The 15554-nt window shown below is 62.3% G+C and carries 13 protein-coding genes; all 13 read left to right on the plus strand.

What is annotated here, in order from left to right; genetic code table 11:
* On the plus strand, positions 1-333 hold a 333-nt coding region (locus tag Mhypo_RS18130), incomplete at its 5' end, for a hypothetical protein (protein WP_170148271.1).
* 72 nt (positions 334-405) lie between these two features.
* Positions 406-2802, plus strand: coding sequence for a S8 family serine peptidase (locus Mhypo_RS10715; RefSeq protein WP_170148272.1), 2397 nt, complete (start codon positions 406-408; stop codon positions 2800-2802).
* Between the two features lie 326 nt (positions 2803-3128).
* Positions 3129-5468 (plus strand): bifunctional salicylyl-CoA 5-hydroxylase/oxidoreductase, encoded by a 2340-nt coding sequence (locus Mhypo_RS10720; RefSeq protein WP_119341290.1) that lies wholly within the window; start codon positions 3129-3131, stop codon positions 5466-5468.
* On the plus strand, positions 5465-6238 hold the full coding sequence (locus Mhypo_RS10725; RefSeq protein WP_119341291.1) for an SDR family NAD(P)-dependent oxidoreductase: 774 nt from the start codon (positions 5465-5467) through the stop codon (positions 6236-6238). Before Mhypo_RS10720 ends, Mhypo_RS10725 begins: the two co-directional genes overlap by 4 nt.
* On the plus strand, positions 6239-6727 hold the full coding sequence (locus Mhypo_RS10730; RefSeq protein WP_119341292.1) for a MarR family winged helix-turn-helix transcriptional regulator: 489 nt from the start codon (positions 6239-6241) through the stop codon (positions 6725-6727).
* Complete coding sequence (locus Mhypo_RS10735; protein ID WP_119341293.1) at positions 6724-7590, plus strand: enoyl-CoA hydratase family protein; 867 nt, start codon at positions 6724-6726, stop codon at positions 7588-7590. The genes Mhypo_RS10730 and Mhypo_RS10735 overlap by 4 nt, the downstream gene beginning before the upstream one ends.
* A 152-nt stretch (positions 7591-7742) precedes the next feature.
* The gene (locus tag Mhypo_RS10740; protein WP_240637203.1) at positions 7743-9083 is read left to right on the plus strand and encodes an acyl-CoA dehydrogenase family protein; all 1341 of its coding nucleotides are present in this window, start codon (positions 7743-7745) and stop codon (positions 9081-9083) included.
* Complete coding sequence (locus Mhypo_RS10745) at positions 9061-10680, plus strand: AMP-binding protein (RefSeq protein ID WP_119341294.1); 1620 nt, start codon at positions 9061-9063, stop codon at positions 10678-10680. Before Mhypo_RS10740 ends, Mhypo_RS10745 begins: the two co-directional genes overlap by 23 nt.
* A 2-nt stretch (positions 10681-10682) precedes the next feature.
* Positions 10683-11096 (plus strand): RidA family protein, encoded by a 414-nt coding sequence (locus tag Mhypo_RS10750; protein WP_119341295.1) that lies wholly within the window; start codon positions 10683-10685, stop codon positions 11094-11096.
* A 10-nt stretch (positions 11097-11106) separates the two neighbouring features.
* A complete protein-coding gene (gene kynU, locus Mhypo_RS10755) occupies positions 11107-12336 on the plus strand; it encodes a kynureninase (RefSeq protein WP_119341296.1) in 1230 nt (409 codons plus the stop codon).
* Positions 12336-13172: a tryptophan 2,3-dioxygenase gene (kynA, locus tag Mhypo_RS10760; protein ID WP_119341297.1), complete on the plus strand. Its 837-nt coding sequence runs from the start codon at positions 12336-12338 to the stop codon at positions 13170-13172. The genes kynU and kynA overlap by 1 nt, the downstream gene beginning before the upstream one ends.
* Before the next feature lie 75 nt (positions 13173-13247).
* On the plus strand, positions 13248-14417 hold the full coding sequence (locus Mhypo_RS10765; protein ID WP_119341298.1) for an ABC transporter substrate-binding protein: 1170 nt from the start codon (positions 13248-13250) through the stop codon (positions 14415-14417).
* Between the two features lie 240 nt (positions 14418-14657).
* Positions 14658-15551 carry a branched-chain amino acid ABC transporter permease gene (locus tag Mhypo_RS10770; RefSeq protein WP_240637211.1) on the plus strand — a complete coding sequence of 298 codons (894 nt, stop codon included), beginning with the start codon at positions 14658-14660 and terminating at the stop codon, positions 15549-15551.
* Positions 15552-15554: the final 3 nt, after the last annotated feature.

Consider the following 15554-nt stretch of genomic DNA (forward strand, 5'->3'; position numbering starts at 1 on the left):
CCGCCCCCCAACAACCCCACCATCACCATTTTCGCTCTCGAGACCACCGGCAACTTCGGCGGCCAGATAAGGCCCTGCCTACAGTTCCTGGCCGCACCCAGCGAAAATCTCCAGCTTCTGAGCGTTAATATCACCCACGCCATCGGGCCTTCTTTTGGCAACTTCGACGTCAATCTAGGCGGAGCCCTCACCATCCCCAGTGAGCGGTTGGCCTTGCAGCCTCCCAATACCTGCTACCTTAAGATTAGCGGCCAGTATCGTTTTACCTTTACCGTAACCCGACCCAACGCCCCTACCCAGTTCACGGTTCCCGCCACCTACAACCAGCAGTAAAGAATCCTTCGGGCCAGCACAGCGGGCACTGCCTCCATGCCCAATCGAGCTGGCCATCATTCAGGAGATGTTATGCCTCGGTGGATATTTTGGTTTCTTATACTGCTGGCCGCTTGCGGCGACAGCAGCCCCAACTTTAGCCTTTCGGTGCCTGGCACCAGCGTAACTCTGGGCAGCTTCACCACCGTCACGGTTTCAGTCAGTTTTTCGCCAGGAGCCTCCAACACCGTAACCCTGAGCCTCGAGGGGGTGCCCCAAGGCATTTCGGGCAGCTTCAATCCTTCCACCCTCAGCAGCGGCAACCCCACCAGCCAGCTCACCATCCTGGCCAGCAGCGGTGTAGCCACCGGCACCTACGATGCGGTGGTGCGTGGTACGAGCGGCGGAGCCAGCAATACCGCCAGCTTCCGGCTCAGCGTGCTGGGCGGGGGTGGAGGCGGTGGAAGTGGCGGCAGTATCTCGGGCACGGTCAGCATCGGAACCGGCACGGCCCCGACCGCCGATCTGGATTTTGTGCCCGGCGATATTATCGTCAAGTTCAAAGCCGGCATCGGCCTGCAAAGTGTGCAGACGTTATCCGCAGGCGGGGCGCTGTTACAGCGGGTGCGGAACTTGTCCATAGAACGGGTTTCGCTTTATCGGGCCTCGCTGGATCCCCAGGGTACACTAGACGCCATCGCCGACCTGGCCGCCAGGGCCGATGTGGAATACGCCCACCCTAACTATCGTTTCTATCCCGCCCGTACCCCCAACGACCCCCTCTATAACCAGCAATGGCACTACCCGGCCATCAATCTGCCCCAGGCCTGGGATATCGAGCGCGGGCAGAGCAATCCAGTCACGGTAGCGGTGATAGATACCGGCCAGCTCTTACAGCACCCCGACTTCGACCGCAACCGAATTCTGCCCGGCTTCGACATGATCTCCGACCCTCGCAACGCCCGTGATGGCGATGGGCGCGACAACAATCCTGAAGATGATGGCGACCTAATCAGCCCCACCCAGAGCAGCTACCACGGTACCCATGTAGCCGGCACCATCCTGGCCCACAGCGACAACAATTTGGGCGTGGCGGGGGTCACCTGGGGTGCAAGGCTGCTGCCCGTACGGGTACTGGGTGTGCAGGGTGGCGACCTGGTGGATATTACCGATGGCATGCTATGGGCAGCAGGACTTCCGGTTGCGGGCGTACCCACCAACCCAAACCCAGCTGCTGTCATCAATATGAGTCTGGGAGGCAGTCGTCCGTGCTCACAGGTTCCTCTATATCAAGAAGTGATCAATCGTATCAATGCTCAAGGAAGAATTATTGTGGCAGCGGCTGGTAACAATGCAGAGAATGCCGCCAACTTCGTTCCGGCTAGCTGTAGCGGGGTAATCACTGTTGGAGCTACCGGGCCTTCGGGTGGACGGGCTCCGTACTCTAACTTTGGAGGGCGAATCGACCTGATGGCCCCTGGTGGCAACGTTGCCGTGAATCTGGGCGGCGTGCAGGCGGGCGGGGGTGTGCTCAGCCCACTCAAAAGCGATGCCAGCGGCCAGTTTAACTACGAGTTTTACAACGGTACTTCCATGGCCGCCCCCCATGTGGCCGGGCTGATTGCCCTGATGAAAAGCGCTCGCCCCAGCCTCACTCGAGCTGAGGCACTGGACATCCTGCGCCGCACCGCCCGCCCCCTGACCCAGAACCAGTGCCAGGGCGAGACCAGCCCCAGTCGGCCCACCCCACCCCCTGGCATTACCGCCGGTGATTGCGGAGCAGGTCTGGTGGACGCACTGGCCGCCATTCAGGCTGTTGGGGGTGCGCCGGTGGGTTCTTTTACCCTGAGCACCACCCCCAGCAGTCTAGCCATAGCCCCTGGGGGCAATGCCAGTGTGGTAGTGGGAATAGAACGGGTGGGGGGCTTTAGCGGGCCGGTCAGCCTGACCCTGCAAGGAGCCCCCACAGGTGTTAGCGGCACCTTCACCCCCAACCCCGCTGCCGGGGCTGCGTCTACGCTGGCCCTGAGCGTGGCCGGTAACGTGCCGCCCGGCCAGTACCCCATGACCGTACAGGGCAACGCAGGCAGCCAGAGCGCACGGGCCGCATTGGTGCTGACAGTCGGTAGCGCAAACCTCCCCACCCTCAAAGATACCTTTATAGCAGCACTGTTCTGGACGGGGAACGACTTTGACGTGAATAGATCCTTAGGTATTTTCCTCACTGCCGATACCCGCACCGCAAACTATATTCTGGCTTCCTTGGGCGCTGGGCAGTATGCCGTGGCAGGCTGGAAGGACATCAACGGCAACAGTGAGGTGGATGGGGGCGACTACTTTGGCGTGTTCCGGGTCAATGGCCAGCTCGCGCTGGTACAGCCCCCGGCAACGGGCATCAACTATAATCTCGAGCTGATCTCCGGCACCACAGCCGAGATCGAGCTTGAGCCCGCGCTACAGGCCCTCAAGAAAGTGCTCCAACGCCGGTAGGAGCTTTTTGGGTGGTGTGACACCGGATATAATAACAGCACCAAGAAGTTTCCCATAAAGCCTGCATTATCTTGAAAACCCCATCTACCCGCGCCTCCTGCAAACCATGCGGTTGTAGGAGGCGCTCTTTTGTAGCTGGTGGGCTTTTACAAAGGGTATCTGAACTATCTTGGCAACGAGGTAATTATATTTGAAATTACAATTTTTTGTCTCATATCTAAATATTTTAAGCATAAAATGTAGTTTGCGCAAGGTTTAAAGAGGTCTAGCACGATGCACTGTTCAGAGGTAGGGTCGTTTATCCAGGGCATCAAGGGAGCCGCAGCATGAGAATCGTCTGCATCGGGGGCGGGCCAGCCGGGCTCTACTTTGCCTTGCTGATGAAGAAGCAGAACCCCACCCACGAGGTAACAGTGCTCGAGCGCAACCGTCCAGACGACACTTTCGGCTGGGGGGTGGTCTTCTCCGACCAGACCCTGGGCAACCTCGAGAAGGCTGACTTCCCTACTTATGCCCAGATCAGCCGGGCGTTTCACCACTGGGACGACATTGAGGTGCACTTCAAAGGGCAGACTATCCGCTCCAGCGGCCACGGCTTCATTGGGATTGGTCGCAAAAAACTGCTTAACATCTTGCAAGACCGTTGTCGCGAGTTGGGCGTGAACCTGGTCTTCCAGGCCGAGGTCACCGACGACGAAGCCATAGCCCTGAAGTACCAGGCCGACCTGGTAATTGCCTCGGACGGTATCAACAGCCGAGTGCGCAAAAAGTATGAAAGCACCTTCGAGCCCGACATCGAGATCCGCAAGTGCCGCTTTGTCTGGCTGGGCACGCATCAGCGCTTCGACGCCTTCACATTCGCTTTCGAGAAAACCGAGTGGGGCTGGTTCCAGGCCCATGCCTACCAGTTCGACGCCCATACCTCCACCTTTATTGTGGAAACACCGGAGGCGGTGTGGCAAAAAGCTGGCCTCGAGCAGATGAGCCAGGAGGAGGGCATTGCCTTCTGCGAGAAGCTTTTTGCCCGTTACCTGGGCGGCCACAGACTGATGTCCAATGCGGCTCACCTGCGCGGCTCGGCCATCTGGATCAAGTTTCCCCGGGTGGTCTGCAAAACCTGGGTACACTGGAATACCCTGAACGGACGCGAGATACCGGTGGTGCTGATGGGCGATGCCGCCCACACCGCCCACTTCTCTATTGGCAGCGGCACCAAGCTGGCCTTGGAGGACGCCATCGAGCTGGCCCGGGTTTTTACCCAGGTGGGCGATACCCCGGTTCATCTGCGACAGGTGTTGCACCAGTATCAAGCCACCCGGAGCGTGGAGGTGCTGAAGATTCAAAACGCCGCCCGCAACTCCACCGAGTGGTTCGAGAACGTAGAACGCTATACAGGGCTCGAGGCCCCTCAGTTCGCTTACAGCCTGCTGACCCGCTCCCAGCGCATCTCGCACGAGAACCTCCGGCTTCGGGACAAAACCTATCTGGAAGGCTACGAGAGCTGGCTGGCCGCGCGTACGGGACTACCGCCAAAGCCCGTCCCGCCCATGTTTACCCCCTTCCGGCTGCGCAACCTGAGCCTTAAGAACCGCGTGGTGGTCTCGCCAATGGCCATGTACTCGGCCCAGGATGGGCTGGTGAACGATTTTCATCTGGTACACCTGGGGGCGCGGGCGCTGGGGGGTGCAGCCCTGGTATTCAGCGAGATGACCGCTCCGTCGCCGGACGGACGCATTACCCCCGGGTGCGCGGGGCTCTACAGCGAGGCCCACATGCAGGCCTACAAACGCATCGTGGATTTTGTACATCAGCACACCGACGCCAAAATTGGCCTCCAGCTCGGACACGCTGGGCCCAAGGGCTCGACGCAGGTGGGCTGGGAAGATGAAAGCGAGCCGCTACCGGAGGGCAACTGGCCGCTTCTGGCCCCCTCCCCCATCCCTTACGGGCCGAACAACCAAACCCCCAGCGCGATGACCCCAGAGGATATGGAGCGGGTCAAGGCCGACTTCGTGCGGGCGGCCCTGTGGGGGGTGGAGGCAGGGTTCGATTGGCTCGAGCTGCACTGCGCCCACGGCTACCTGCTTTCGGCCTTCATCTGCCCGCTCACCAACCGCCGCACCGACGAGTATGGGGGTTTGCTGGAGAACCGCTGTCGTTATCCCCTGGAGGTCTTTAAAGCGCTGCGGGCGGTCTGGCCCCAGCACCTGCCCATGTCGGTGCGTATCTCCGCGCACGACTGGGCCCCCGGCGGCAACACCCCCGACGATGCCGTGGAAATCGCTCGGATGTTCAAGGAAGCGGGCTGCGACCTGATAGATGTGTCCTCCGGCCAGACCACCCGCTTGGCCCGACCGGTGTACGGGCGGATGTACCAGACCCCCTTCGCAGACCGCATCCGCAACGAAGTCAAGATTGCCACTATGGCGGTGGGGGCCATCTTCGAGGCCGATCACGTGAACTCTATCATCGCCGCCGGGCGGGCCGACCTGTGCGCTATCGCCAGGCCCCACCTGTCCGACCCCCACTGGACGCTCAACCAGGCCGCCAAGCTCGGCTACCGCGAGGTGGGCTGGCCCAAGCAGTATCTTGCCGGCAAGGCGCAACTCGAGCGCAACCTGGCCCGAGCCCAAGCCGAGCAGGCCGAGGAGTTAGCAGCCCGATGAACCCACAGCCTCTAGCCGGAAAACACGCCGTGGTGACGGGCGGTGGGCGCGGCATCGGGGCAGCCATTGCTGCCGAGCTGGCCCAGGCGGGCGCACGGCTCACGCTGATGGGACGCAATCGCTCCAGCCTGGAAGCTAGGGCACAACAAATGAACGCCGAAGTGCATATCGAAACCTGTGATGTGACGAGCCCAGACGAGGTGAAACGGGCCTTCAGGGCGGCTCAAGAGGCGTTGGGCCCCATCACCATTCTGGTCAACAACGCCGGGCAGGCCGAAAGTCAGCCTTTCAGCAAAACCGACCTGGGTTTGTGGCAGCGGATGCTCTCGGTCAACCTGACCGGTACCTTTTTATGCACCCAGGCTGCGCTGCCGGGGATGCTCGAGGCCGGCTGGGGCCGCATTGTGAACATCGCCAGCACCGCAGGGCTCAAGGGCTACCCCTACGTGAGCGCCTACTCTGCGGCCAAGCACGGGGTGGTGGGCCTGACCCGCTCTTTGGCGCTCGAGCTCGCCCGCCAGAACATTACCGTGAACGCGGTCTGCCCCGGCTTCAGCGAAACCGAGCTGCTGGAAGCCAGCATCGCGAGAATCGTGCAAAAGACCGGACGAACCCCCGCCGAGGCCCGGGCCGAGCTGGCCAGGCACAACCCCCAGGGGCGGCTGGTAGAGCCCACCGAGGTGGCCCAGGCCGTACTCTGGCTTTGCCTGCCGGGCTCGGCGGCCCTGACCGGGCAGGCCATTGCAGTGGCAGGTGGCGAGGTGATGTAGATGGTAAGTCCCAAGCCCGACCTCGAGACCCGCCTGGCCGAAGACCACCACCAGGCCATCAAGCTGTGGCTGCGCCTTCTGACCTGTACCAACCTGATTACGGCCGAAATTCGCACCCGGCTGCGCGAGAACTTCGAAACCACCCTGCCCCGCTTCGACCTGCTGGCCCAGCTCGAGCGCCACCCCGAGGGCCTGCGGATGGGCGAGCTCTCCCAGCGCATGATGGTCACCACCGGCAATGTTACGGGCATTACCGACCAGCTCGAGGCCGAGGGTCTGGTGCGCCGCGAGGTAGACCCCCAGGATCGCCGCTCCATCACGGTCAAGCTCACCCCCAAAGGACAACAGGTATTCGCCGAGATGGCCCGCATCCACGAGGGCTGGGTGATCGAGCTGTTCTCCGGCCTTTCGGCAGCCGAGAAAGATAGCCTGTACGCCCTCCTGGGCAAACTAAAAAAACACCTCAATCATAAGGAGGCCCGTCCATGAGCCTGCCCCACATCGGCCCGCAGGGAGGCCAGACCCCCCTGCCTGGAAACTTGGTAGAACTCGCCGACTACCCGGCTCAGCACTTTGGCTGGTCGGTGGAAAATACCGTTGCCACCATCACCCTGAACCGCCCCGAGCGCAAAAACCCCCTGACCTTCGAATCCTATGCCGAGCTGCGCGACCTCTTCCGGGCGCTGGCCTACGCCAAAGACGTGCGGGCGGTGGTGATGGCCGGAGCCGGGGGCAACTTTTGCTCCGGCGGCGACGTGCACGAGATCATCGGCCCCCTGACCCGGATGGACATGCCCGGCCTGCTGGCCTTTACCCGCATGACCAGCGACCTGGTCAAGGCCATGCGGGCCTGCCCCCAGCCCATCGTAGCCGCAGTGGACGGGGTGTGCGCGGGGGCCGGGGCCATCCTGGCCATGGCCTCAGATATCCGTTACGGCACCGCCCGCAGCAAGACAGCGTTCTTGTTTGTGCGGGTGGGGCTGGCCGGCTGCGACATGGGGGCCTGCGCCATGCTGCCCCGCATCGTGGGGCTGGGCCGGGCCGCCGAGCTTCTGTACACAGGCCGCACTTTGGGCGGCGAGGAGGCCGAGCGCTGGGGCTTTTTCAACCGCCTATGCGAGCCGGAAAAGCTCCTGGAGGAAGCCCAGCAGTTCGCCCGCTCACTGGCCCAGGGGCCCACCTTTGCCCATGCCATGACCAAGAAAATGCTCCATCAGGAGTGGAACATGGGCTTAGATGAGGCCCTCGAGGCCGAAGCCCAGGCCCAGGCCCTCTGCATGACCACCCGCGACTTTCAGCGGGCTTATAGGGCTTTTGTGGCCAAGGAAAAGCCGGTGTTCGAGGGGGATTGAGATGCGGAACGTCGAGAGTCCAGGGTCGAGGGTCGAGGGCCAGCCACTGCTTAAGGCAGTTGGCCGTTCGCCCTTTGCTTTGAGCTATCGGCTATTGGCTATCTGCTGCCAACCCTCATCCTTCAGCCATCCGCCAAGCCAGGAGGCTCGCCATGCGCGATAACGCCTACCTCGACTGGCCCTTTTTCGAGCCCCGGCACCGCACGCTGGCCCACGACCTGCAAACCTGGGCGGTGCGCAACCTGGCCGCTCACCCAGCGCACAACCTGGACGATCCCCTTCGGGACGGATTAAACTCCGTGCACCAAGTGGACGATCCCCTTCGGGACGGAGCAAACTCCGTGCACCAAGTGGACGATCCCCTTCGGGACGGAGCAAACTCCGTGCACCAAGTGGACGACGCTTGTCGACAGTTGGTACGAGCGCTCGGTGCGGGCGGCTGGACGCGCTACGCGGTGGGGGGGCGGGCCTATGGTGGGGCACATGAGACCATCGATACTCGAGCGGTCTGCCTGATCCGCGAGAACCTGGCCTACCACCACGGCCTGGCCGACTTCGCCTTCGCCATGCAGGGCCTGGGCTCCGGCGCCATCACCCTGCACGGCACGCCCGCACAAAAGGCCCACTACCTGACCCGGGTAGCCCGGGGTGAATTCATCGCTGCCTTTGCCCTTTCCGAGCCGGATGCGGGCTCCGATGTGGGGGCCATGACCACCGAGGCCCGCCTCGAGGGCGACGCTTACGTACTGAACGGGCAGAAAACCTGGATTTCCAACGGCGGCATTGCCGACTTCTATGTGGTCTTCGCCCGTGCACCGGGCAGCCAGGGTTCCAAGGGCGTGAGCGCCTTTGTGGTGGACGCAGGCACGCCGGGTTTGGAAATCGCCCAGCGCCTCGAGGTCATCGCACCGCACCCCCTGGCCACGCTGCGCTTCCGGGATTGCCGGGTTCCGGCCAGCCAGCGCCTGGGGGAGGAAGGGCAGGGCTTCAAGATGGCCATGCAGACCCTGGACATCTTCCGCACCTCGGTAGCCGCCGCCGCGCTGGGTTTTGCCCGCCGGGCGCTGGACGAAGCCCTGCGGCGGGCCACCACCAGGGCCATGTTTGGGCAGACCCTGGCCGACTTCCAGCTCACCCAGGCCCGGCTGGCCCAGATGGCCACCCAGGTAGACGCCGCCGCACTGCTCACCTACCGCGCGGCCTGGCAGCGCGACCAGGGGCAGCGGGTCACCCAGGAAGCCGCCATGGCCAAGCTCACCGCCACCGAGAACGCCCAGCAAGTCATAGACGCCGCCTTGCAGATGTGGGGGGGCCTGGGCGTGACCCGAGGGCAGGTGGTGGAGGCTCTGTACCGCGAGATCCGTGCCCTGCGCATCTACGAAGGGGCCAGCGAGGTGCAGCTCCTCATCATCGCCAGGGAGTTGCTCAAACACTTCAAGGAGAAACAACCCACCAAAGGAGGGGTTCAAGATGGGATACAGCGCCCACGTTGACACCTTTGCCAGGGACAACCTACCGCCTAAGTCGGAGTGGCCCGAGCTGATTTTTACCCTGCCGGAGCTTCAGTTCCCCGAGCGCCTGAACTGTGCGACCGAGCTCCTCGACCAGATGGCGGCCCGGCATCCCCAGCGCTTGTGCGTGCGGGCGGCGGGGCTTTCCTGGACGTATGGCGAGCTGCTGGAGAAAGCCAACCGTATCGCTCGGGTGCTGGTAGAGGATCTGGGCCTGTTGCCCGGCAACCGGGTGCTGCTCAGGGCCCCCAACAACCTCATGCTGGTGGCGGCCTGGTTCGCGGTGATGAAGGCCGGGGGTATCGCCGTGACCACCATGCCCCTGTTGCGGGCCAAGGAGCTCACCGATGTGATCACTAAGGCACAGGTCTCCCACGCCCTGTGCGATGGGCGGCTACGGGAGGAGCTCGAGCTCGCCTTACCCGGCTGCCCCACCCTGGAGCAGGTGCTTTACTGGGGCGAAGGCGGCAACCTGGAAGAGCGCATGGCGGCCAAGCCCCCCAGCTTCCAAAACCTCGAGACTGCCAGCGACGACACCTGCCTGATCGCCTTCACCTCTGGCACCACCGGCAAACCCAAGGGTTGCATGCACTTCCACCGCGACGTGCTGGCCATCTGCGACACCTTTGGCAAGTACGTGCTGCGGGCCTCGCCGGATGACGTGTTTATAGGCAGCCCGCCCCTGGCCTTCACCTTCGGGCTAGGCGCTCTGGTGCTCTTCCCCATGCGGATTGGCGCTTCAACGGTGCTGCTGGAAAAAGCCAGCCCCGATCTCCTCTTACCGACCATTGCCGAATACAAAGCCAGTGTGTTGGCCACCTCGCCTACTGCTTATCGGGCCATGGCCGCCCAGGCCGGGAACCACGACCTTTCTTCACTGCGCAAATGTGTCTCCGCCGGGGAGCCCCTGCCCGCCTCGACCCGAATGCGGTGGAAGGAGGCCACAGGCATTGAGCTTATTGACGGCATCGGGGCCACCGAGATGCTGCACATCTTCATCTCGCACATCGAGGCCGAGGCCAAACCAGGCGCCACCGGCAAGCCTGTGCCAGGCTACCAGGCCTGCATCCTGGACGACGACGGCCAGCCCCTGCCCCCCGGCCAGATAGGACGTTTAGCGGTCAAAGGCCCCACCGGCTGCCGCTACCTTTCCGACGATCGCCAGCGCAAGTACGTGCAGCACGGCTGGAATGTCACCGGCGATGCCTACTTGCTGGACGAAGAGGGCTACTTCGTCTATCAGGCTCGCACCGATGACATGATCGTCTCTTCCGGTTACAACATTGCCGGCCCCGAGGTCGAGGATGCGCTCTTACTGCACCCCGACGTGGCCGAGTGCGCGGTGGTGGGGGTGCCTGACCCGGAGCGCGGGCAGATTGTCAAAGCCTACGTGGTACTGCGGCCTGGAGTGGTGGGCTCTGCCGAGCTGGTTAGGGCGTTACAGGACTTTGTGAAGCAGAAAATCGCCCCCTACAAGTACCCCCGTGCCATCGAGTTCCGCGAGAGCCTGCCACGCACCCAGACCGGCAAACTGCAGCGCTTCGTGCTGCGCCAGGAGGCTCAAGGGGTGGGGAGATAATTGTGGAACGCACCCAGGAGAGCCCGCAAATCCTGCAACCGCCCGGCTGGGCCAGACCCAAAGGCTACGCCAATGGCATCGCTGCGCGGGGCCGGCTGGTCTTCATCGCCGGTATGATTGGCTGGAACCCACAGGGGGTCTTCGAGACCGACGACTTTGTGGGCCAGACCCGCCAGGCTTTGCAAAATATCCTCGAGACCCTCGCCCAAGCAGGCGGAAGACCCGAGCACCTGGTTCGCCTGACCTGGTTCATCACCAGCAAACAGGAGTACCTGGCCTCGCTGGATGCGCTGGGGGCCGCCTACCGCGAGGTGATGGGGCGGCACTATCCCGCCATGTCGGTAGTAGAGGTGCGGGCCCTGATGGAAGACCAGGCCAAGGTGGAGATCGAGGCCACCGCCGTGATTCCCGACTGAAGGAACCCTTATGACTCAAGCCGAGATAGAAGCCCTGGACCTTAGCGACCCCCTGGCCGCCAAACGCGAGGCCTTTGCCATCCCCGAGGGACTGGTATACCTGGATGGCAACTCGCTGGGGGTGCTGCCCAAAGCGGTACAACAACACCTGGAGCACGTGGTAACGGAGCAGTGGGGCCGCGACCTGATCCGAAGCTGGAACACCCATGGCTGGGTGGACCTGCCGCTCAAGGTGGGGGGCAAGATCGCCCGGCTGATTGGCGCCGAAGAGGGTGAGGTGGTGGCCGCCGACTCAACCTCGGTCAACCTGTTCAAAGTGCTGTTGGCGGCCTTGAAGCTGCGCCCGGAACGCAAGGTAATTGTCTCGGACATCGATAACTTTCCCACCGACCTCTACATCGCCCAGGGGGTTGTCCAGCTTCTTGGGACTTTCGAGCTGCGTCTGGTGAAGAAAAATGAAATCGAAGCGGCCCTCGACCACCAGACCGCTGTACTGATGCTAACCGAGGTGGACTACCGCACCGGCTACCGCTACGACATGGCCGGGCTGACCCGGCTGGCCCACGATAAGGGGGCCCTGGTTATCTGGGATCTAGCCCACAGCGCGGGGGCCTTCCCGGTACACCTGAACCGGCACGGGGTGGACTTTGCGGTGGGATGCGGCTACAAGTATCTGAACGGCGGCCCCGGCGCACCGGCCTTCTTGTTTGTGGCCCGGCGGCATCAGCCACACGCTTTTCCTTTTCTGTCCGGCTGGATGGGCCACCAGGCCCCCTTTACCTTTGTGCCGGAGTACGTGGCCGCCGAGGACATCCGGCGGCTAACCGTGGGCACGCCGGCGGTGCTCTCGATGAGTGCCCTGGATGCAGCGCTCGAGGTGTTCGCCGACGTAGACCTGGAGGTAGTACGGGAAAAGTCGCTCAAGCTGACCGACCTGTTTATCGATTTGATGGCGCCGCTGGCCGCCCGCTACGGTTTTGAGCTGGTCACGCCCAGGGAGCACGTCCGGCGCGGCAGCCAGGTCTCCTACCGCCACCCCGAGGGCTACGCCATCATGCAGGCCCTCATCAGCCAGGGGGTGATTGGCGACTTTCGCGCCCCGGACATCGTGCGCTTCGGCTTTACCCCGCTCTACCTGCGTTTTGCGGACGTGTGGGAAGCAGTACAAAGGCTGGATCGGGTGATGCGCCAGGCATTATGGAAAGACCCCCGCTTCCACCAAAGAGCCAAGGTGACCTGATGAACCACCCTAAGGACGAGACCTACACCCAAGCCCACACCGACTTCAGTCAGGATTTGTCGTATGGCGACTACCTGATGCTCGATCAGGTACTCTCGGCCCAGCGCACCCTCACCCCGGCCCACGACGAGATGCTTTTTATCGTGATCCACCAGGTGCAGGAGTTGTGGATGAAGCTCATAGTCCACGAGCTCAGCAGTGCGATGGGCCTGTTGAAGCAAGGCATTGTGGATCCGGCCCTCAAAATGCTGACCCGGGTCTGCCGCGCCCAGGAGCAGATGGCGGCCAGTTGGGAGGTGCTCAAAACCATGACCCCTTCCGACTACCTGCAGTTTCGTGCGTCCTTCGGACGGGCCTCCGGGTTTCAATCGCACCAGTACCGGCTGATCGAGTTCCTGTTCGGCAACAAGCAGCCCTTCATGATGCGCCCGCACCAGCACCGGCCCGAACACCACCGGCTGCTGGAGCAAGCCTTGCAGGCTCCCAGCCTCTACGATATCTCCTTACACCTGGTTGCGGCCAGAGGGCTGGAGATTCCCCAAGCTGTGCTACAGCGGGATTTTTCCCAGCCCTATCAGCCCCATGAAAGGGTACGGGCAGCCTGGCTCGAGGTTTACCGCCACCCCGAGCAACACTGGGATCTGTACTACCTCGCCGAGAAGCTCGTAGACGTAGAGGACAACTTCCGCCGCTGGCGCTTCAACCACCTGACTACCGTGGAGCGCATCATCGGGCATAAGCAAGGCACCGGCGGAACGGCGGGCGTGCCCTATCTGAAGCGGGCTCTGGACATCGTGCTGTTTCCCGAGCTGTGGCAGGTTCGCACCGATCTATAGGGCAGAAAGAGGGACTAAACAAAGCGCCATGAACCCGTTATCATTCGACCAACACAGCAAGCGATGGGAGGAAAGATGAAAAGAATACTTTGGCTAATGGTTTTGTTGGGGTTGGCAGGTTTCTCGCTCTCGCTGGCCCAGCCGCGCACGGTCAAGATCGGCTTCGTCAGCACCCTCTCGGGCGGCGGCGCGGCCCTGGGCATTGACGCCCGCGACGGCTTCAACCTAGCGGTGCGGCTCCTTAATAACCAGCTGGGGGGCCTACCCGTAGAAGTCATCGTGGCCGACGACCAGCAAAACCCCGATGTGGCACGGCAGGCGGTAGACCGGATGCTCAAACGCGAGCGGGTCGACTTTATGACCGGCATCATCTTCTCCAACATCCTGCTGGCCGTGGGCGATGCCATTTTCGAGGAAAAAATCCACTACATCAGCTTGAATGCCGGGCCTTCAGAATATGCCGGGGAGCGCTGCAATCCCTACTTCTTTAACGTGGCCTGGCAGAACGACAACCTGCACGAGGCCATGGGCCAGTATGTCAACACCCGCCGCTTTGAGAACGTCTTCATCCTGGCTCCCAACTACCCCGCCGGGCGCGATGCCCTGACCGGCTTCAAGCGCTTCTACAAGGGCAAGATTGCAGCAGAGGTCTATAACCGCCTCAACCAGCTCGACTTCTCTGCCGAGATTGCCCAGATTCGCGCGGCCAAGCCCAAAGCGGTCTACACCTTCCAGCCCGGCGCGATGGGCGTGAACTTTATCAAGCAGTATGCCGAGGCCGGTCTGCTACGTGAAATTCCTTTGTTCTTGCCGGGCTTTTCTGCCGATGCCGATGTAATCCGGGCCGTGGGTCGTCCGATGGTGGGCATCTACAACAGCTCGCACTGGGCCTTGGAGCTCAACAACCCGGTCAACCAGCGCTTTGTGGAGGAGTTCCGCAAAGCCTATAATCGCACCCCCACCCTCTATGCCTCACAGGGCTACGATGCAGCCTTGATGCTGGATGCAGCCATCCGGGCCGTAGGAGGCGATGTTTCCAGGAAAGACGACCTGCGTAAAGCCTTCCTGGCCGGCTTTAACAGCACCCGGGGGCCCCTCAAGTTTAACCCAAACGGCTACCCCATCCAGAACTACTACCTGCGCCAGGTGGTTCAGGCCCCAAACGGCGAGATCATCAACCGGCTGGCGGGCAACATTTTCTCCAACCACAGCGATGCCTATGTCTCGCAGTGCAAACTGAAGTAACGGGGTAGGCACCGCAGATGTGCATGCGCACCCAACGTTTCTTTAGCATCAGGTGAGGGGTTGAGTCAACCAGAGCATCCAGATCTGGCTCTGCCGCAGGCGACCGGGTAGACGCTTTGGCCCAATGGACTGGACTCGAGACCCTCCGCGAGGTAACTCGAGAACCCTGCCATAGCCCCCTGCGCCTTCCCCACCCCCCACCCCCGCGATACTATGCCTCCATCCCTTTTCCTCGAACAAATGCTAAACGGTGTCCAGTTTGGCCTGATGCTCTTCTTGTTGGCCGCCGGTCTGACCCTGGTGTTCGGCATAATGGACATGATCAACCTGGCCCACGGCTCGCTCTACATGATTGGGGCCTACCTGACCGCGACCTTCGTGGGCATCACCGGGGTGTTCTGGCTGGGGGTCTTGCTGGCCGTGGTCGGGACGGCGCTGATCGGGATGCTCCTGGAGTTCTCTATCCTGCGCCAGCTCTATAGGCGAGACCACCTGTCGCAGGTGCTGGCCACCTTTGCCCTGATTCTGATCATCAACGAAGTGGTACGCATCATCTGGGGTTCACAACCCCTGCTGCTTTCGGCCCCGGAGGGCTTGTCGGGCCCCATCGAAATACTGCCCGGCCTCAACTACTCGGCCTTCCGGCTCACCATCATTGGGGTGGGTCTGGTGGTCGCAATGGGCCTTTTTTTGCTGGTCAATAACACCCGGGTCGGCATGTGGCTCCGGGCCGGGGCCTCCAACCGCGAGATGGCCCAGGCCATGGGCGTGCCTATCAAGCCCCTGTTCACCCTCCTGTTTGGGGTGGGAGCAGCCTTGTGTGCCATCGCCGGGGCTTTCTTGGGGCCCATCCTGGCCGTGCAGGTGGGCATGGGCGAGAGCATCCTGATTCTGGCTTTTGTGGTGATCGTGATTGGGGGTATTGGCTCCGTCAAGGGGGCGCTGGTGGGCGCACTGCTGGTAGGCATTGTGGACACCGCCGGAAGGGCCTTTTTACCCCTTTTGCTGAGCCAGGTGGCCTCGCCCGAGGTGGCCTCGAACCTGGGCCCTGCTCTGGCTTCGATTCTGATTTACCTGCTGATGGCCGTGGTGCTCTTCTTCAAACCCCAGGGGCTTTTCCCGGCCCGTACCTAGGAG

Source organism: Meiothermus hypogaeus (genome assembly GCF_003574035.1).
GTDB lineage: Bacteria > Deinococcota > Deinococci > Deinococcales > Thermaceae > Meiothermus > Meiothermus hypogaeus.